This is a genomic window from Paenibacillus sp. 1_12 (genome assembly GCF_900114475.1).
Taxonomy (GTDB): Bacteria; Bacillota; Bacilli; order Paenibacillales; family NBRC-103111; genus Paenibacillus_S.
The window spans coordinates 314,179-333,765 of record NZ_FOTE01000002.1 but is presented as its reverse complement, the minus strand read 5'-3'; the positions used below and the strand labels follow the sequence as shown (position 1 = coordinate 333,765).

General features: G+C 45.2%; 14 protein-coding genes. 13 read left to right on the top strand and 1 reads right to left on the bottom strand.

Annotation, left to right across the window (positions count from 1 at the left end; all coding sequences use genetic code 11):
* Positions 1 to 224 precede the first annotated feature (224 nt).
* The 8 genes from BM210_RS05620 to BM210_RS05580 all read left to right on the top strand — a co-directional run bounded on the left by BM210_RS05620 (position 225) and on the right by BM210_RS05580 (position 11,192).
* The gene (locus BM210_RS05620) at positions 225 to 1,748 is read left to right on the top strand and encodes an extracellular solute-binding protein (RefSeq protein ID WP_371263428.1); all 1,524 of its coding nucleotides are present in this window, start codon (positions 225 to 227) and stop codon (positions 1,746 to 1,748) included.
* 90 nt (positions 1,749 to 1,838) lie between these two features.
* Positions 1,839 to 2,792, top strand: a complete 954-nt coding sequence (locus BM210_RS05615) for an ABC transporter permease (protein ID WP_091165429.1) — start codon at positions 1,839 to 1,841, stop codon at positions 2,790 to 2,792.
* A 27-nt stretch (positions 2,793 to 2,819) separates the two neighbouring features.
* Positions 2,820 to 3,701 (top strand): carbohydrate ABC transporter permease, encoded by an 882-nt coding sequence (locus tag BM210_RS05610; RefSeq protein WP_091165426.1) that lies wholly within the window; start codon positions 2,820 to 2,822, stop codon positions 3,699 to 3,701.
* A gap of 37 nt (positions 3,702 to 3,738) precedes the next feature.
* Positions 3,739 to 4,854: a glycoside hydrolase family 88/105 protein gene (locus BM210_RS05605; RefSeq protein ID WP_091165424.1), complete on the top strand. Its 1,116-nt coding sequence runs from the start codon at positions 3,739 to 3,741 to the stop codon at positions 4,852 to 4,854.
* A 147-nt stretch (positions 4,855 to 5,001) separates the two neighbouring features.
* Positions 5,002 to 6,033: an alpha/beta hydrolase family protein gene (locus BM210_RS05600; RefSeq protein ID WP_371263427.1), complete on the top strand. Its 1,032-nt coding sequence runs from the start codon at positions 5,002 to 5,004 to the stop codon at positions 6,031 to 6,033.
* 314 nt (positions 6,034 to 6,347) lie between these two features.
* Entirely contained in the window at positions 6,348 to 7,250 is a 903-nt protein-coding gene (locus BM210_RS05590) for an NAD(P)-dependent oxidoreductase (protein WP_091165414.1), read from the top strand.
* Between the two features lie 80 nt (positions 7,251 to 7,330).
* A complete protein-coding gene (larA, locus tag BM210_RS05585) occupies positions 7,331 to 8,596 on the top strand; it encodes a nickel-dependent lactate racemase (RefSeq protein WP_091165412.1) in 1,266 nt (421 codons plus the stop codon).
* 265 nt (positions 8,597 to 8,861) lie between these two features.
* Positions 8,862 to 11,192 (top strand): helix-turn-helix domain-containing protein, encoded by a 2,331-nt coding sequence (locus tag BM210_RS05580; RefSeq protein WP_177237641.1) that lies wholly within the window; start codon positions 8,862 to 8,864, stop codon positions 11,190 to 11,192.
* A 410-nt stretch (positions 11,193 to 11,602) separates the two neighbouring features.
* On the opposite strand, the gene BM210_RS05575 is transcribed toward BM210_RS05580, so the two are convergent.
* Positions 11,603 to 11,818, bottom strand: coding sequence for a hypothetical protein (locus BM210_RS05575; protein WP_091165409.1), 216 nt, complete (start codon positions 11,816 to 11,818; stop codon positions 11,603 to 11,605).
* 213 nt (positions 11,819 to 12,031) lie between these two features.
* Here BM210_RS05575 and BM210_RS05570 point away from each other — a divergent pair, with 213 nt between their 5' ends.
* From BM210_RS05570 to BM210_RS05550, 5 genes are all read left to right on the top strand, one after another.
* Positions 12,032 to 12,994: an ABC transporter permease gene (locus BM210_RS05570; protein WP_256223250.1), complete on the top strand. Its 963-nt coding sequence runs from the start codon at positions 12,032 to 12,034 to the stop codon at positions 12,992 to 12,994.
* A 20-nt stretch (positions 12,995 to 13,014) separates the two neighbouring features.
* Positions 13,015 to 13,896: a carbohydrate ABC transporter permease gene (locus BM210_RS05565; protein WP_091165406.1), complete on the top strand. Its 882-nt coding sequence runs from the start codon at positions 13,015 to 13,017 to the stop codon at positions 13,894 to 13,896.
* Positions 13,897 to 14,053: 157 nt separating this feature from the next.
* Entirely contained in the window at positions 14,054 to 15,586 is a 1,533-nt protein-coding gene (locus BM210_RS05560; protein WP_091165405.1) for a type 2 periplasmic-binding domain-containing protein, read from the top strand.
* 93 nt (positions 15,587 to 15,679) lie between these two features.
* A complete protein-coding gene (locus BM210_RS05555; protein ID WP_091165402.1) occupies positions 15,680 to 17,704 on the top strand; it encodes an alpha-amylase family protein in 2,025 nt (674 codons plus the stop codon).
* Between the two features lie 215 nt (positions 17,705 to 17,919).
* Positions 17,920 to 19,461, top strand: a complete 1,542-nt coding sequence (locus tag BM210_RS05550; protein ID WP_091165400.1) for a type 2 periplasmic-binding domain-containing protein — start codon at positions 17,920 to 17,922, stop codon at positions 19,459 to 19,461.
* Positions 19,462 to 19,587: the final 126 nt, after the last annotated feature.

Below are 19,587 nucleotides of genomic sequence, written 5' to 3'. Positions count from 1 at the left end.
CTTTATGAGAATGTGTTCTCCAATAATCATTTTGCAGGAAGTAATCATTATATCAGATTCAGCGTGCTTAGGATAGGTTTTATCGCGTCATACCGGCATGTTACAAGCATGCAAAGCCAATGATTATAGACGTAACGGATCAATGATTATAGTCTGAGAGTGTCACAAACAGCATGGTGTGTTACCGACGACAACACATACAAATTTAATGGGGGATCGAACAAATGATGAATAAACGTTTTTCAATGGTTATGGCAGCTGCATTATCACTTACCGTAGCAGCCGGATGTGCATCCAACACATCGAGTCCAGCAGCTACAGACAGTAAGAACGCTGCTGCAACAACACCTGCAGGACCTACTAAAATTACAATCATGGCTTCACTCAAAATTCCAGAGGTTCCTTCAGACATTATCCAAAAGCTGGTGGAAGAAAAAACAAATACAAAGCTTGAGATTCAATGGGTACCGGACGGCAGCTACGATGAGAAGATGAACGCTTCTATGGCAACTGGCACGCTTCCACAAGTATTGTACTTGAAAAACCCAGCCTCGCTGATCCTGTTGAAGGATGCAATCCGTAACAATCAGTTCTGGGAAGTAGGTCCACTGCTTAAGGACTACCCGAATTTGAAAAAATTGCTTCCAACTATTTTGAATAATACTTCAGTTGACGGAAAAATTTATGCATTGTATCAAGAAACACCATTGTCACGTCAAGGTATTATTTATCGTAAAGACTGGGCAGATAATTTAGGACTATCAGCTCCTAAAACAACGGACGATCTGTACAAAATGCTAAAAGCATTTACAGAAAATGATCCTGACAAAAACGGCAAAAAAGATACGATCGGCCTAGCAGACCGTAATGATCTGATTTACGGAGCTTTCAAAACGGTTTCCTCCTACTTCGGTACTCCAAACAATTGGGGCGAGAAGGACGGCAAGCTCGTACCGGAATTTATGTATCCTGCCTACATGGACACGCTAAAATACTTCTTGAAGCTTCATAAAGAAGGCTTGATCAATCAGGATTTCCCGGTAACTAGTAAAACGGATCAACAAAATCTGTTCCAAACAGGTAAAGCCGGCGTTTATATCGGTTCGATGGCCGATGTCATTTCTCTAAACCAAAAAATGGCGAATAAAGATTCTAAGCTTGATGTAGCAAACCGTCTGGCAGGTCCGGATGGCAAAACAGGTATTTGGTCCATTCCAGGCTACGGCTCAGCTGTATTTTTCCCTAAATCAAGTGTAAAAACAGAAGCTGAGTTAAAAGGTATCCTGACGTTCTATGACAAAATGATGAGTCCTGAATTGACTAACCTGATTTACTATGGTGTTGAAGGCAAGCACTACACTTTGAAAGATGGCAAAGCACAAGTTTCTGAAGACAGCAAGTTGACTGACCGCGACGTGAAGCCTTATCAAGCGACTATGATTGGTGGACAAAGCACGAATGGCATGCTGACTGGTTACTTTACTTATGATGCAAAAGCAAAAGCGGAAGATCTGATTGTCGACAACAACAAAATTCTTATTAACGATCCAACCGCACCGCTGGATTCCAAAACTTACACCGAGAAGGGTGTTCGTCTGCAAGATATTATCAAAGATGCAACTTACAACTTTATTATTGGCAAGATTGATGAAGCCGGCTTCCAAAAAGAAGTAGACAGATGGAAAAAAGAAGGCGGAGACAAAATTATGGAAGAATACACCGCTGCATATCAAAAATCCAAGAAATAATTTAATTAATAATTCTCAATGAAGCTGGGAGCCTTCCGGTCTGAGGGTGGCTCCCTTGCTTGTTCTACTTACGGAAAGGAGGAACCTACGATGAACGACACAATTGTCTCCAAACAAGTTCAAATTAAACCGAAATCAAGCTCGAGCCTTTTGCAGCGAGTTATCAAAAATAGAGCGATCTACCTGATGATTTTACCTGGGTTCCTGTTTTTTATCATTTTCAAATATGTCCCAATGTGGGGACTTGTTATTGCATTTCAGGATTATAAGCCTTATCTTGGTATTATGGGGAGTAAATGGGTTGGATTCGATAACTTCCAGAGATTGTTCGAGGAACCCGCATTCTTTAGGATTCTCGCCAATACGGTAATATTATTCGGGATGAATTTAGTGTTCTTTTTCCCTGTGCCGATATTACTTGCATTAATGCTCAATGAAGTGCGACACAGCAGCTTTAAACGGACTGTGCAAACTTTGGTATATATTCCACATTTCATGTCATGGGTAATTATCGTGTCGATTACATTCGTTATGCTCTCGATGGATCGGGGGATCATTAACGAAATGCTGGCAGCAGCAGGATATAGTAAAATTAACTTTTTGCTCAATGCTACGTGGTTCCGTCCTACCTACATTTTGCAGGTAATCTGGCGCGAAGCGGGCTGGGGAACGATTATTTATTTGGCGGCAATGGCAGCCATTGACCCCGGTTTGTACGAAGCAGCCAAAATGGATGGTGCAGGTCGTTTGCGTCAAATATGGCATATTACGATTCCTTCGGTACGCAGTGTCATCATTGTCCTGCTCATTCTGAAAATCGGTGATGTGCTGGAGCTAGGATTTGAGCAAGTATACTTGCTATTGAACTCGGCGAACCGTGAAGTGGCAGAAATTTTTGATACGTATGTCTATACTGCAGGCTTGAAGCAAGGACAATACAGCTTCAGTACCGCAGTCGGATTCTTTAAATCGATTATCGGCTTGATTCTCGTTATGAGCGCTAACAAATTAGCTAAAAAAGCCGGCGAGGATGGCATTTATTAAGTCAACATGGAAAGGAGACAGAGCCTTATGCAGCAAGATAAATCGATGGGCAGTCGCTTATTTGATGTAATAAACTATGGACTTTTGGCGATTATAGCTCTGGTGATGATCCTGCCGTTCCTGCACGTGGTAGCGGGATCGTTCACGACTGCCGAGGAAATGGCGGCCAGACAATTTGTTATTTTTCCGACCGTCTTTTCTTTAAATGCTTATAAATACATTTTCTCCACGAATACGATTATTCGTTCGTTGGGTGTTTCTATCGGAGTCACATCAGTTGGAACCGTGATTAGTATGTTTTTAACTGCACTGATGGCATATGGCTTGACTCGACGTGATTTGGATGGACGGAAAGTGATTATGTTTATGGTCGTGTTTACTATGTTGTTTCATGGTGGTCTGATTCCAACATTTATTACCGTAAAAAACATGGGCTTAATCGACTCTTACTTTGCCCTCATTATTCCTACCGCTATTAATGCGTTTAACTTGATTATTATGCGTAACTTTTTCCAAAACATACCAGATGGACTGGAAGAGTCAGCCAAAATGGACGGCTGCAGCGATTGGGGCATTTTGTTCCGGATTGTGCTTCCGCTTTCCATGCCTGCCATCGCAACCATTTCGTTATTTTACGCGGTGACCTATTGGAACACTTATTTATCGGCGATCCTCTATTTGAATGATAATGCAAAATGGCCAGTCCAAATTATTTTACGGCAAATCGTTATTTTGGCTAGTGGGCTTAGTGCGGATTCTTCGAGTTTCGATGACGGTTATGCGGCACCACCGGAGCAAACAATCAAAATGGCTGTTATCGTGGTAGCTACAATTCCTGTACTGATCGTGTATCCGTTCCTACAAAAGCACTTTGCCAAAGGTGCATTACTCGGTTCGATTAAGGGCTGATCGTACTCATTTCTCTTACTATGAAGGGAGCTATCTTATGAACACTACCGAATCTACATTTAACCGTAACGGAGCAACGCCAATCGAATGGGCCAAAGCGGCTTGCGATTCGCTTGTATCCAGCTTTGTGCCAGGCGAGCTTCCTCCAGCCAATCGCTGGCATTATCATCAAGGCGTATTTTTGCAGGGCATGCTTGCTTTATGGGAGCAGACGAAGGACGAAAAGTATCTGTTGTATCCAAAAGCTTATGTCGATCATTTGATCGACGAGCAGGGCAACTTTTACTTTAGCCGCGATGAGCTGGATGCTATTCAACCGGGACTTCTACTGTTCACGCTGGAAAAACAATTCAAGGAGCCGCGTTATCGAATTGCTATGGAAAAGCTGCGCCAGCTGTTCCGTACCTTGAATCGTACCGCTGAGGGAGGATTCTGGCATAAAGACAAGTATCCTTACCAAATGTGGTTGGATGGCTTGTATATGGGTGGCGTGTTTGCGATCAAATACGAGGTTGAGTATGGCGAAGCCGGGTTAATTGAGCAAACCTTGCACCAGGAAAAACTGATGCGCGCTTATATGACCGATGATGCTACTGGATTGCTATACCATGCGTGGGATGAAAAAAGAATCATGCCTTGGGCGAATCCGGAAACGGGCTGCTCACCGGAATTCTGGGGCAGATCTCTTGGCTGGTATGGATTGGCATTGGCTGATTTCCTTGATGCTTTGCCAGCCGATCATGAGGCGCGTGAGCAACTAACGTTATCATTAGGTAACTTTGCTAAGTCACTTGCCCGTTATCAGGATGAAGCAAGCGGATTGTGGTATCAGATTGTAGATAAAGGTGACGATCCTAAGAACTGGTTGGAAACATCAGGATCAGCCTTGTTCGTATATGCGATTGTCAAAGCGATCAAGCATGGCTACGCAGATCCAGATGGCAGCTTGGCAAAAGCAGCGAAGCATGGCTATCAGGGCTTAGTTAACCGAATGAAATTCGATGAGCAGGGACGTTTTGTAATGCCGGACATCTGCATCGGTACTTCAGCAGGAGACTATACGAATTACATCACAAGACCTGTTTGTGAAAATGATCTGCACGGCGTAGGTGCATTTGTGCTGACATGTGTTGAAATGGAAGGCATTCTTTAGCAGATTGAATGGGCGAAGGAATATTCATGCATAGGGATTTGCTCATTTTGAAGGTTCGTTGTATTGGATTTTTGACTGAGCGCAGATCTCACGGCAACCTGTGCATAATGGAAGGAGCTGTCTTTCATCTGGAAGCCTGATTTATATTTGGACAAGTTATATGCAGAGACGGAAGCCATACGTAATAAAAGTCTCGGCAGCGATTCGCAGGATCAGGAGCAGCTTCGCAATAAGCTGAAAGCGGCTCTTGGCTCCTTTGAAGAGGTGGACGCCACACAACCTGCACTTGATCCTGTGCTTCTCGAAAGCACCGATTTGGGTGATGTCATACGGGAACGAGTTGAATATTCGTCTGCGGACGGGCTGCGGGTACCGGCCTACGTGCTAATCCCGAAGGGTTATGGCGAAGGTCCTTTCCCTGCGGTTCTGGCATGGCACGGCCATGGCTATGGCAGCCGGGAGGTTGTCGGTCTCCTTCCTGATGGCTCGGAGGATACAGGTGCACCGGGGATTCATCGCCATTTTGCGCTGGAGCTTTGCCGAAGAGGAATGATTGTCATTGCTCCTGAGATTATCGGGTTCGGTGATCGCAAGCTGACATGGGATACTGAGCAGAACCCAGACACTCCGAATTCATGTTTTCCGATTGCCGCTGCACTGCTGCTTGCTGGTAAAACGATTGCCGGACTTAGAGGCTATGAAGCTATTCGATCGGCGGATTACTTGACTGAGCGGGCAGATGTGGATGCCTCCAGAATCGGATGTATGGGCTTATCTGGTGGCGGCATGGTTGCTTCTTTGTCTGCAGCGTTGGATCAACGGGTTCAAGCTGCTGTTATTTGCGGATACAGCAATACGTATAAGAGTAGTATTTTGTCAAGGCGGCATTGTCTGGACAATTATATTCCGGGTATCCTATTGCATGCAGAAATGCCGGAGTTGATAGGATTGATCGCGCCGCGTGCTTTATTTATGGAATCTGGCATTAGCGATCGTTTATTTCCAGTCGACGCAACTGAAGCGGCGATTGATCAAGTGAGCGGAATCTATGCTTCGATGGGCGTGGAAGAGCGTTTTGCTTCCGATTTATTCGAAGGCGGGCATGAAATTAGTGGACGCCGTTCTTTCGATTGGCTGGCTGAGAGACTAGGTGCTGGCAGGCAATCCATCAGCAGGTGAATGTCATAGCTTTATACAAGATCGATAAATCGGTAATGAAGTAAAAGTCAACTACGTTGATTGCAGCTGAAACTGCAAAATGGGCGGCCATAAAGGCCGTCTTTTTGTTGTCCATACTTATGATTACTTGGATATTTTGGGTGAGATCTGGTAGGGTTACTTCAATGGGAGTCAGACACTTTTTGATACTAAAGGCCATTTTTTGCTTCAAGTATCCGAATCTGCAAGACATTTATTGATATCAAGAACCATTTTTGGAGAAAACAATAAATGTCGCTATCATCTGCCGCCTACTTCTATTAAAATGGAGAAGAATGTTACAAAGGAGGAATTTGGTTATGGGTTCAATTAAACAAGATGCCGCTATCGGTTTCATCGGTACGGGTGTAATGGGTCAAAGCATGGTCAAGAACTTAATGAAAGCAGGATATAAGCTGCATGTGTACAGCAGAACCAAATCGAAAACGGATGAATTGGTAGAAGCTGGAGCTGTTTGGCAGGAAACACCGGGAGATTTGGCCCGTGAGGTTGACGTTGTCATCACAATGGTTGGTTTCCCAAGCGATGTAGAAGAAGTATATTTGGGCGAGCAGGGTATTCTTCGTCATGCAAAGTCGGGCACCTACCTAATCGATATGACGACCTCTAGTCCTTCCCTTGCCAAAAAGATCGAGCAGGAAGCGAAAAAGGCGCAATGCTATTCACTGGATGCTCCGGTTTCTGGTGGCGATGTGGGTGCGCGTGAAGCACGATTATCGATTATGGTTGGCGGCGAGCAGGATGTTTTTGACGCGGTTCTGCCTGTATTTGAAGCGATGGGCAAAAATATTGTCTATCAAGGTCAAGCGGGCGCTGGTCAGCATACCAAAATGTCTAATCAAATTGTTATCGCCTCGAATATGATGGGAGTTTGTGAAGCTCTGATTTATTCGAAAAAGGCTGGTCTTGATCCGTCCACTGTACTTAAGAGCATTGAATCCGGCGCTGCGGGCAGCTGGTCTCTTAGCAATCTGGGACCGAGAATTATTAAAGGCGACTTTGAGCCTGGTTTCTTTGTGAAGCACTTTATTAAAGATATGGGTATCGCGATTGATTCGGCAGAAGAGATGGGTCTGCAAACACATGGCCTAAAGCTGGCTAAATCGTTGTATGAGCAGCTAAGAGAGCTAGGCGAAGAAAACAGCGGCACGCAGGCCTTGTACAAAATATACGAGTAGTCGATATAAGCTAAATGGTCGAAGCTGAACTTTTTTCGCGGCTGTCAATGGCCTATACGAGTGTAAAGGCGTGATGAATGATGGAAACCTTTTTACAATATGGAAAAGACGCTTTGCGGATTACCGTACCTGATCATTCAAAAGTAATTGAGCCATCCCATTTGGATGGCTTGAAGGATGACAAGGCTGCCGTCATGGAAGCCTTACAGCATCCGATTGGTGTTCCTTCCTTGCGAGAAATGGTGAAAGCGACGGATCAAGTAGCGATCGTGATCAGCGATATTACAAGACCTACGCCCAATCATAAGCTGGTTCCGTGGCTGATTGAGGAGTTGTCCCATGTACCAGCTGAGCAATTCGTCATTATTAACGGTACGGGCACACATAGGGATCAAACGCGGGAAGAATTCGTGCAAATGCTGGGCGAAGAAGTCGTCAATAAGATACGGATAATCAATCATCATTGTCACAACAAGGATGAATTGGTTAATCTGGGGAGTATTTCCTTCGGATGTGATGCTTATTTGAACAAGGAATATGTTGAAGCGGACTTCCGAATTGTAACTGGATTTATCGAGCCTCACTTTTTTGCCGGATTTTCTGGTGGGCCTAAAGGGATTATGCCTGGAATCGCAGGGATCGAGACGATTCTGACCTTCCATAATGCACGGATGATCGGGGACCCTCTCGCGACCTGGGGAAATATGCAGCGTAATCCGTTGCAGGAGATGGCCAGCGAGGTCAACCGATTGTGCAAGCCTGATTTTATGCTGAACGTAGCGCTGAATAAGGATAAAGAAATTACGCAGGTATTTGCCGGTGAGCTGTTTGAAGCGCATAAGCAAGGCTGTGCTTTTGCCAAAGAGCATGCGATGGTTCCCGTAGAGCAGCGTTTTGATGTTGTGATTACATCCAATTCAGGGTATCCACTGGATCAAAATCTGTATCAGGCGGTTAAAGGGATGAGTGCGGCACACAAAATTGTCAAGCAGGGCGGGACGATTATTGTTGCCTCTGAATGCTCGGATGGAATTCCGGATCATGGCAATTATGCAGGCATCTTACGGCTTCGCAAGACACCGCAGGAGATTTTGGAGCTTATCAATGATCCTTCCTTCTCCCAATTTGACCAATGGCAGGTGCAGAAGCAGGCTGTTGTGCAGGTGTGGGCCGATGTCTATGTGCGTTCTTCCCTACCGGACGGACTTATTGAGAATGCGATGCTGAAGCCGACCGCTAATATCGAGGACACACTACGAGAGCTTGAACGTAAATATGGCGAGACTATGAGCGTTGCAGTATTGCCTCTAGGGCCGTTAACGATTCCATATGTTAAGGGAGAGTAAGTAGGTATTTTCAAAAGGCTTTCAAGATGAACATTGGGGAGATAGACGGACCGATTGTTTAATCTTGAGAGCTTTTTCTTTGTAGATTATGGACTAGACCCTAAATTATTTTATAGAAACCACCCATGACAAGTATTGACGGTTCAACGCCGCTTTCTTTCTAGCTATAATCATGTGTAGTACAATGAAAACAGAACTCCCTATGGAGACGAATAATGGACATTAGACATTGCGTGGAATCCTCCCGCAGTAGATGGAGGCAGCTATGACCAACTGGATTAACCACTATTATCGAGCATTATTTCCCGGGAAAGTAGAACGTGGTGGAAAATATTTACATAGATTAATTTGGGTTGGATGTCTTTCGGTATGTATTCCTATTCTTGTAGCCGGATTATTATATTATCAATTTGCTATGGAGCGGACCAAGGAGCTCATAATCGATGAAAGCAAGTCCTCGCTGTCACTGACCAAAGATCGAGCAGAACGTATATTGCAAGGCATTGAAAAGGAATCCCTTCAGCTGGCTGCCGAACCGGTAATCAATGATGTATTTTCTAATCGGATCGTAGACAAGCCATTGGTTTGGCACCTGGAGCTAATGAATAAAATAACGCTGGCTAAAAATGCAAACGATTTTATTAATGAAATCTACTTCTTTAGTTCGCAGGAAAGCTTGGTTTTGACGAATCAATATGGAGCTGTCGATCTCCATGAATTTAAATATAAAACAGATGTTGAGCAGCTTATGGCCGATAAAAATCCACTACGATGGGTTTATTTGCCAGACAGTCAGCCAAATGGGTTTATTACTTTTTTTCGAAGATTGCCTGTTGCTACAGCCGCTTCTTCACATGGTATTTTGGCTTTTCAAATCGATGCCAAAGGGATTATGCGATTTTTCCCTGATGATACGAATTTGTTAATTAATGGTAAGGAATTAATTTTCGTCAGCTATCCGCATCAATTGACTCAGTCCGGGAAGACAACAGCAGCAAATGCAGTGAATCCAGAGGATATGCCTGTCCTCAAAAAAATAAGCGAGGCCAACAGCAGTATCGACAGCTTTTATTACACAGGTGCCGATGGGAAGGAAGCCCACTATTCCTACGTAAAAAGCTTGTTTGGACGTACATACGTATCTGTCATTCCGCAGGAGCTTATTACCGAGCGATTAGTCTGGATTCGTGTTATCACCTTATTGTCACTAGCCTTTTTTATTATTTTGGCCGTCATTTTTACCTATTTCAGCACCAAACGTGCTTATAGTCCGATCGATCAGCTCATTAAGCACAGTAAGTCGCTTGGAGCCGGCCGTGTTCAAACGAATGAAAATGAATTTGACTATATTCGTGCCTGTCTGGACTATTTGAGCAAGGAGACGCAGCAGCTTGGCAGTTATATGGATAAGATCCAGCCAACCCTGCGCGAAAGATGTCTTCAGCAGCTCATTAATGGAGATTATGTGCTTAGCAACACTCTCATTCAGGACTGTGAAACGTATGGACTGACAGTTAAATCCAACTATGTGATCATGGTCGTCGAGGTGGAAAACGTGTTGAGGGAAACGCGGTTTTTGCCTGGAGATCAGCCGATTATAGCTTTTGCCGTGTCCAATGTGATTCAGGAGCTCATGGATAAAAACCCGGATTTGAAGGGCTACGTATTCCCTTATCAGGGTAAGGGTATAGCTTTGTTACAATGGGATCATGATGCGGAGCAATCGAAGCTGCCGGATAGAACAATTGAGTTTGCCCAGACTGTTTGCGACTCGTTAAAAAGCTATCTATCCTTCGAAGCATCTGTAGGTATTGGCCGCTGTTATTCGCATATCGCCGACGTTCCGGTATCGTACAAAGAAGCTGAAGTTGCCCTGCAGTATCGTATTTATCAGGACACGGCTTCTGTCTTATATATTGAAGATCTGGAAAATTCGAAAACCCGTGCCATCTTCCGGTACCCGCGCGATTTGGAAGGAGCGATTGTCGACTCTTTATCCAAAGGCGAGCTGAAGCAGGCAGAACAGTCATTGGAACGGTTTACCAAGGCACTGCAAACGTCACAATCGGTTAATTTTATTCACCAAAGCTACTCGGTACTGCTGTCTGCGATTATTACATCCTTGGAAAAACAGGGAGGCAACATCCTCGATATACTGGAGCATAACCTGTTCGGTCAATTGGAAAGCAAGCAGACCTCGCGCGATATCATCGATTGGTTTACGGAGGTATTGTTCCCGCTGCACAAAAAGCTGACTGAGGATTCGCTCAATGATACAGGTCAGACCGCAATATGGCAGGTATGTCAATATATTCGCGAGCACTGCACTGAGGACCTTTCACTAGTGTATTGCGCTGATCTGGTGGGAATGAGTCCATCGTATGTAAGCCGGTTGTTCAAAAAGGAAATGGGAATCAACTTTCTGGAATTTGTCGTTGAGTGCAAGGTCGAGGAGGCTAAGCGGCTACTGCTTGAAACGGACCAAAGCATCAGCGAAATCGCCTCGATTATAGGGTATTCTGAACGCAACCTGACCCGCGTGTTCCAACGGAATATTCAGATGACACCGGGTATGTTTAGGACGGCGTATCGGTAGTTGCTGATGGAGTGCTTGCATCTATATGAATCAATTCGGATGTCGCACTCCAATTAAGTTGATTAAGATTCAATTCAAACTCTACATGATAGTAACAAATATGCCACCGATGAAATTTATATACGATGAATTAAACCTCATGACAGCAAGACACTGCGAAAGTAGACCCTACTTCCAATCGCTGTTGCAGCCAGATTCTTTCTATTCTTAGCCCTATATGGGGGAAGAATCCGTCTGCAAAGGCGAACCCTTCATAGCTCCAGAAGGGTCCACTTTGTCCGCTCAGACTGTGTGTTTCTTGCTAACACTAACTTCCTCTCCTAATCGACCACTACCACCTAACCCATCGTGTCCCGCAGGGACGACAAGCACCCTCAACCCCCTCAACCTCGCCCCAATCGTCCATCCTATCAAGCCCAACCGCGCCCCAAGAACCCTGCAACCCCGCCCCCAGTTGCACATCCAACCAAGCCCAGCGTGCTCCGCAGGAACCACAAGCGTCCCGATAACACCAAAAGTCCGCCCCCAATCGCCCCATCCAACATAGCCCAAGCGTGTCCCGTAGGGACGACAAGCGTCCCGAGAACACCAAATGTCCGCACACAGCGAGGGAGTCCAGAGGGCAACGCCCTTTGGGGCCCTCCCTGTAGGGAGGGTTTGGGAGGGTATGCTCCTGAGGGAGCTTGGGAGGGTCCGCAGGTCAAAAGACAATTTCTGTCCATCGCTACGGACCTTACTTGTAATTCAAGAATTGTCTGTATACTGCCCTCTGCAAGCCGTCTAGTATTAGGTTCACAAGGACGTAGGTCCACAACAAATGAGGAGAGAGGGTATACTCAATGATACAATCCAACAAAGCTGTATTAGCCAGCAGACCTGCAACGAACGCAGGGTATTGGTCCAGGCTGTGGAATCGGATGGTGCAGCACAAATATATGTATATGCTGGCGTTACCTGGTATTTTGTTTTTTCTATTGTTCAAGTTTGTACCGATGTGGGGGCTTTTGCTAGCTTTTAAGGAATACAATCCGTACAGTGGGTTCTCAGGCAGTGAATGGGTAGGATTAAAGCATTTTACTGAATTATTTACGGACAAAAATTTCTATATCATGCTGCGTAATACGTTTGCGATTAACATTTTTGGTTTAGTCTTTATGTTCCCGCTGCCTATCATACTTTCATTGATGCTCAATGAAGTACGCCATGAGGTGTTCAAACGGGTCAATCAATCGATCGTGTACTTACCGCATTTTTTATCTTGGGTAGTGGTAGCGAGCATGACCTTCTTCGTATTATCGACGGATGTTGGGATTATCAACAAATTAATTACAGATTCGGGTGGAGAAAGCATCGCTTTTCTATCCAATCCGAACTACTTCTGGGGAATGATCACACTGCAAAATATGTGGAAAGAAGTAGGCTGGGGAACGATCATTTTCCTAGCAGCTATGGCGGGTGTCGATCCGCAGAGATATGAGGCCGCTGTAGTAGACGGTGCGAGCCGCTGGAGACAGATTTGGCATATTACGCTGCCTGCCATTCGCCCGACGATCTTTATTCTTCTCATTCTGCGTCTGGGGCACATGGCGGATGTTGGCTTTGAGCAAATTTTGCTGATGATGAATCCGCTCGTGTCGTCCTTAGCTGAAGTGTTTGACACCTATTCCTATACACAGGGTATTCTTAAAGGACAGATCAGTACGGGGATTACTGTCGGGATGTTTAAAGGAGTGGTTGGTTTTGTATTGGTCATGATCTCGAATTATGTGGTTAAAAAATTAGGGCATGAAGGAATCTACTAACAAAAAGGAGGAGAACAAGGATGAGCTTCGTATCCCAAAAAAAATTGCAGCCCTTCGATTGGGTTAACTATTCTGTGCTGGCCCTGATTTCGTTTGTCTGTGTGTTTCCGTTTTTGTACGTATTCAGTGTATCGTTTACCGATCCGCAGGTTTATGTGCCCTTAAAGTTTTATATTTTTCCGGAAAAGTGGTCGCTCTCCGCTTATAAATACATTTTATCGACCAACAGCTTCTTGAATGCATTAAAAAGCACCTCATTTATTACGATCATTGGTACCATTTTGAATATTGTCGTATCGTTCTCCTTGGCTTATGCCTTAACGAAAAAGACAATGCCCGGCCGTGGCATCATGATGGGGGCTGTAATCTTTACGCTCGTATTTAGCGCGGGGATTGTGCCGAATTACTTGTTGATTAAACAGTTGGGTTTGCTGAACTCCTATTGGGCGCTGATCTGGCCAGCTTTGACGAATGCATGGAGCTTAATTGTCATCAAAAGTTTTTTGGAATCACTGCCTTCTGAACTGGAGGATTCAGCCAAAATTGACGGGTGTTCCGATCTTGGCGTGTTCCTGCGTATTGTAATTCCTTTGTCGATGCCTGCGATTGCCGCGTTTACACTATTTTTTGCAGTAGCGCATTGGAATACGTATTTTAACGCCATGATCTATATTTCAGATTCCAAGAAGTGGACGCTTCAGGTGCTCGTCAAAACGCTTGTTATCGATTCCGATTCCAATGGCGTAGGTCAAGCAGGCGCTGGCGGGGATGATCGGATGGTTCCGCAGGAAACGATTCGGATGGCTTCAATTATGCTGGCCATGGCTCCGATTCTCGTTATATACCCGTTCTTGCAAAAGCATTTTGCCAAAGGTGTTATGTTGGGTTCAGTAAAAGGTTGATGCGATTAGGGATAGAGACAGTTTTTGTCCTGTGCAAGGAGTATATCAATTGTCGCTGTAACTTCGCTCAGCTTGAGCTTATGATTCACTAGGAGTAGAGAGAGCTTTCTACAAGAAAGCATATTTATGAAACCATACGAAGCAGGAGGATATATTAATGAAACTTTCAAAAAAATGGACAGCCAGCGTATCTGGGGTGGTAGCACTATCTTTACTGGCAGGCTGCGGTGGGAACGATGCTAAATCTCCGACAACAGGTGCAGCAGCTGGAGCGGGCAGTTCAGCCAAACCGCTGGAAATTAAGATGTTTGCCGGGCTCTACAATGAAGTACCTGATATGAAGAACGCGTTTTGGACCGAATGGCAAAAAAGAACGAACACAAAGCTTGATATCGAATGGGTACCCGATGGTGACTTGAACACAAAGCTTGATCTATTGCTGGCTTCTGCGGATCTTCCCGAGGTTCTGGCAGCGCCGTCTGCAGTTCGTCCTACATTATTAAATGCTGTGCGCAGTGGTGCATTCTGGGATTTGACTCCATTCCTTGGTGATTTGAGCCAATACCCGAATTTGAAAAATAATTTGGCCAAGGACGCTTTAAAATATTTAACGGTTGACGGCAAAATCTATGCAGTTCCGCGTTCCCGCTCACGTATTGATCCGGGTATCAAAATCCGTAAGGACTGGTTGGACAAGCTGAACATTCCCGTACCGAAAACGTTGGATGAATATGCGGCAGCTTTGAAAAAAATCGTGGAAGGTGATCCCGACGGCAACGGCAAGAAGGACACGCTTGGTTTGATTGGTAATGAAATTATTGTAAAAGATGCGGACCCTTCGTTCGCAGCAGGCTTTGGCGCTCTGGATCCTACTTATAATGCCGAGGGAGGAATGATCGAAAGCCGGTTGACTCCTCAATATAATGACGCGGTTGCTTTTTACAAAAAGCTATATGACGATGGCATCCTGTCCAAGGAATTTGCTGTTATGAAGAAAACACAGGCAGAGGAATTGTACAAGACCGGCCGTGCCGCATCCTATGGACGTAGTGTATGGTGGGATAATGAGTGGGAAACCGCGATTAAGAAGGTACAGCCGGACGCTCAAATTTTAAACCTGCATTTAAAAGGACCTAAGGGGGACGCTATTGAGCTGCAAACTGGCGTATCCGGCGGCTACTATATTTCCAAGAAGGTGCCTGAAGCGAAGGTGAAGGAGCTGTTGAAATATTTTGACCAAACCGCTTCCAATGAATTGACAGACCTTGCGTATTACGGGATTGAAGGTACACATTACAAACTAATTGATGGACAGAAGGTACTAAATGATCAAGGCGTGAAGGAAGTGAATACGACAAGCAAAGGCGCGGGTGTGCTTGCCTACTCCAAATGGGGAAAGGTAGAGAGCGCTTCGGGCAGCAAGGCTTACAATGATGCAAAAAAGAAAGAAGTCGAAATTTTTGACGAAGTGGGTAAAGTCAATCCATTCAACTACACGGTGTCTAATACCTGGAACAGCACATGGCCGAAATATGAGAACGAATGGAAGGCTAATGTGACCAAAGCGATTGTCGGTCAAATTACGCTGGATGAATACAAGGCATACGTTGACAAAATTAACAACACGCCCGAAATGAAAAAAGCTTACAAGGAATTTACTGAATCGTACAAATCTTTTAATGGCAAGTAAAAACAACAACTATTCAACGGTTACCATACGAAGTGGAGCTCGCCGGACCATGGGTGTGCATACGGGGCTGGTGACCGTTCCCAGGAGGATGCTATGAGTACAAAAACCAAATCATGGTGGCAAAAGCCGCTGCGTGTTATTCAACCGAATCTTCAGGTCCGTGATACCGATCAAATCGATCCGCAGGAGCTGGCTGCTCAAATGAAAGACATGGGTGCCAATACGATTGTCTTTAATGTTGGGGGTATTTACGGATGGTATCCATCGAAAGTCAAATACCATACGCTTAACGAGTTTCTACCTACGTCGTTTGATTTATTGAAGGAAGTTATCTCAGCGTGTCATCAGCAGGATATTCGTTTTATTGCACGTTTAGACTTCAGCAAAGCCGAGGATTCGATCTATTTGCAGCGGCCGGACTGGTTTGCCAGAGATATTCAGGGTGAGCCGCAAACGATTGGCGCCAAACGCCCTGGGAATTGGTCTCTGCTCATGTCGACTTGCATCAATAGTCCTTACCGAAATGATGCGGTTGCGGTTCCGGTACTACAGGAAATTATCGAACATTATGAGATAGATGGCATTTTCTTTAATGCACCGAACTACACCGTCTGCTTCTGCGAAGCCTGCCGCCGCAAATACTTCAAATTGTACGGGCAAGAAATGCCATCGGAGAGAAAAGCATTCCAACCTGGCTGGGAATCCACGTGCATGCGCGACAATATGGATAATATGTATGCCACGATCAAACAAACCGGTAAAGACATTCCGATGATTCTTTACTATAATCTATACCACGATAATTTGTTTGACCGCGCCGAGACGACGGATATGCTGTGCACGGAGCCGCAGGATATTTTGTCACTTGGACATCACCATATCCCGGAATTTTGGAAGCCTGCACTCAGTATGAAGATGGGCAGAAGCCTGCCTGATCGCCCGACTCCATTTGGAATCGTGCATTCAAGTCCTGGTATGGACTGGCGGCATACAGGGCTTCCCCCTGCTGAGTACAGCTTCTGGCTGTCACAAATTCCAGCCCATGGCGGTAGTATCTGGCATTCCTTAACGGGGATACCGAACACGATTGGTGACAAAAGAATTCTGGATGTTGTGAAAAGTTTCAACATTAGCGTTGAAAAGGTCGAGAACTATATGGATGGAGCAGCTCCTGTAGCCCAGATTGCCATGATGTGGACAGCGGATGCTTCTGCAGAAGGATGGGCTGATGGCTTGATCAATATGCAAATTCCTTTTGATGTGCTGCTTGAGGCCCAAGCGACGACTGATAAGCTTTCAGGCTATCGCGGGTTGGTCATACCTGAGGGGATGACATATTCGGATTCTTTTATAGCGATCATTAAGCAGTATGTTGAAGCAGGCGGCCATATTATTGTTGAGGGTGCGATTCCTAATCATCCGATTTTGTTGAAGCTGCTTGGCATTTCGGAGGATATGTATACCAGCGAGCCTTTAATCGCATCGTATTTGCGCTTTGAGGGTGCCAACAATCCCCTGCAAAAAGGGCTTGAGCATACCGAGCTAATTGCTCATCGCGGCAAGGTCATTTATGTCAAGCCAACAGGAGCGGACACACAGGTACTCGCAACTTTGGTTCCACCTTTCTCACCGCTTGAGAGTGTGGGTGCGCCTCCGGAACGTGCCTCATTGCCTGTAAGCCATACCGATTTACCGCTTGCGGTTTGGAATCCATCAGGTGAAGGCCATGCCCTATATGTGCCGTTCTCATTAAGCCAATTGATCAATGAATTTAAACTGGGTGAACATTACCAGTTCTTATCCAATGCGATTGATATGGCACTTGCTGAACACAAATTCATTGAAGTCAGTAACTTCCAGGGACTGCAGATGACCGTATTTGAAAAAGATAACACGCTGCTGGTTCACCTCGTTAATGGTGTAGGCAGACGTCCGCTCTCGACCAACATTCCGCTGCATCAGATTCATATAAAGATAAAGCAGAACGGTAAAAACGTGAAGGCTGTCAAGCAGTTGATCACGGGTCAGTCATTAGACTTTGAGAGCAAGGATGACAAATTAGCGGTCACTGTTCCCAAGCTGGACATTTGGGAGTGCCTGTTGATTGAATTTGAGTAGAGCGCAGACAGACCGTTTTTGCTGCTCGGACAGTTTTTGTCTTGGACAGCGTTTAGCATGAATTGTCTGTATGATTCCGCTTTTTGAGCACTTATCATCGGGTTATCGGGGTTCCCGTTCGGACAACGAATGGACCCCCGTCCCAATGCCATAACCAACTGAAGTTTGGCTTGGAAGTTAGTGTTACTTCACAAAACAGTAAGGGGGACAATTTAATGAAAGCGTTTCAAAAATGGTCTGCAGGTGTTTCATGTGTAGTTGCTTTATCTTTAGCAGCTGGATGCTCGGGAGGAACTGTCGAGAAGGCCGCACCTGCAGCTGCTGGAACAGCAACCGACACCAAGGCTCCGGCCAAACCACTGGAGATCAAAATTTTTGCCGGATTGTACAACGAAGTGCCTGATATGAAAAATGCATATTGGACTGAATGGCAAAAAAGAACCAATAGTAAATTGGACATCGAATGGGTGCCGGACGGAGACTTGAAAACGAAAGCGGATCTATTGTTCGCATCAGCTGATCTTCCAGAAGTCGTGGCATCACCTGACTCTACTTGGCCGACACTGCGCAGTGCGATCAAGAATGGCGCTTTTTGGGATTTGACTCCATTTCTCGGTGATCTGAGCCAATATCCGAACCTGAAAAAGAACATGGCTCCGGATTGGCAAAAATATTTGTCAGTAGACGGCAAAATCTATGCGGTTCCGCGTTCACGCTCACGGATTGACAATGGTATCAAAATCCGTAAGGACTGGCTGGACAAATTAAGCATTCCTGTACCTACGACATTGGATGAATACGCTGCCGCTCTGAGAAAGATCATAGATAGCGACCCAGATGGCAACGGCAAGAAGGACACGCTGGGTCTGATCGGACATGGTGTCATTATTAATGATGGAGATGACGCGTTTGCAGCAGGATTCGGAGCGCTTGATCCGACTTATAATGCGGAAGGCGGCATGATCGACAAGCGATTAACTCCGCAATGGACTGAAATGGTAAATTGGTTCAAAGGCTTGTACACCGATGGTGTGCTGTCCAAGGAGTTCGCGGTTATGAAGAAAACTCAGGCTGAAGAGCTGTACAAGACAGGCAGAGCTGCTTCCTATGCCCGCAGTGTTTGGTGGGACAAAGAGTGGGAGGATTCAATCAACAAAACACAGCCGAATTCCAAAATTATTAACCTGAACCTGAAAGGACCTAAAGGCGATGCCATCGTATTGTCCACAGGTGTATCAGGCGGCTATTATATTTCCAAGAAGGTCCCTGAAGCCAAGGTTAAGGAGCTGCTAAAATACTTCGATTTCACCGCATCGGATGAAATGACCGACTTTGGTTATTACGGACTTGAAGGCGTGCACCACAAGGTAGTTGGCGGTCAGAAGGTATTGACGGATCAAGGCGTGAAAGAGGTTAATACAACAAGTAAAGGCGCGGGTGTTCTGGCTTACGCCAAATGGGGTAAAGTGGAAAGTGCGTCCGGTGACAAAGCATATAACGACTCTAAGAAAAAAGAAGTCGAAGCCTACGACACGATTGGTAAGGTAGATCCTTTCCGCTATGTATACTCGGCAACCTTCAACAGCACTTGGCCTAAATATGAAAGCGAATGGAAATCGATGATGACCAAAGCAATCGTAGGACAAATCTCGATGGATGAGTACAAAGCGTACATTGAGAAATTGAACAATCTGCCTGAAATGAAAAAGGCTTATATGGAAAACACGGAAGCCTATAAAGAATTTAACAAGAAATAAGTAAGTGTAGATCGGAAAGACACAGCGAATGAAACAAATGCGGTTACCAAGGGACTCCTTTGGTAACCGTTTCATTGAATGCTTTGCAGCGCGAAACAAGATTATGTTTATGAAGAAAGCTTCCTA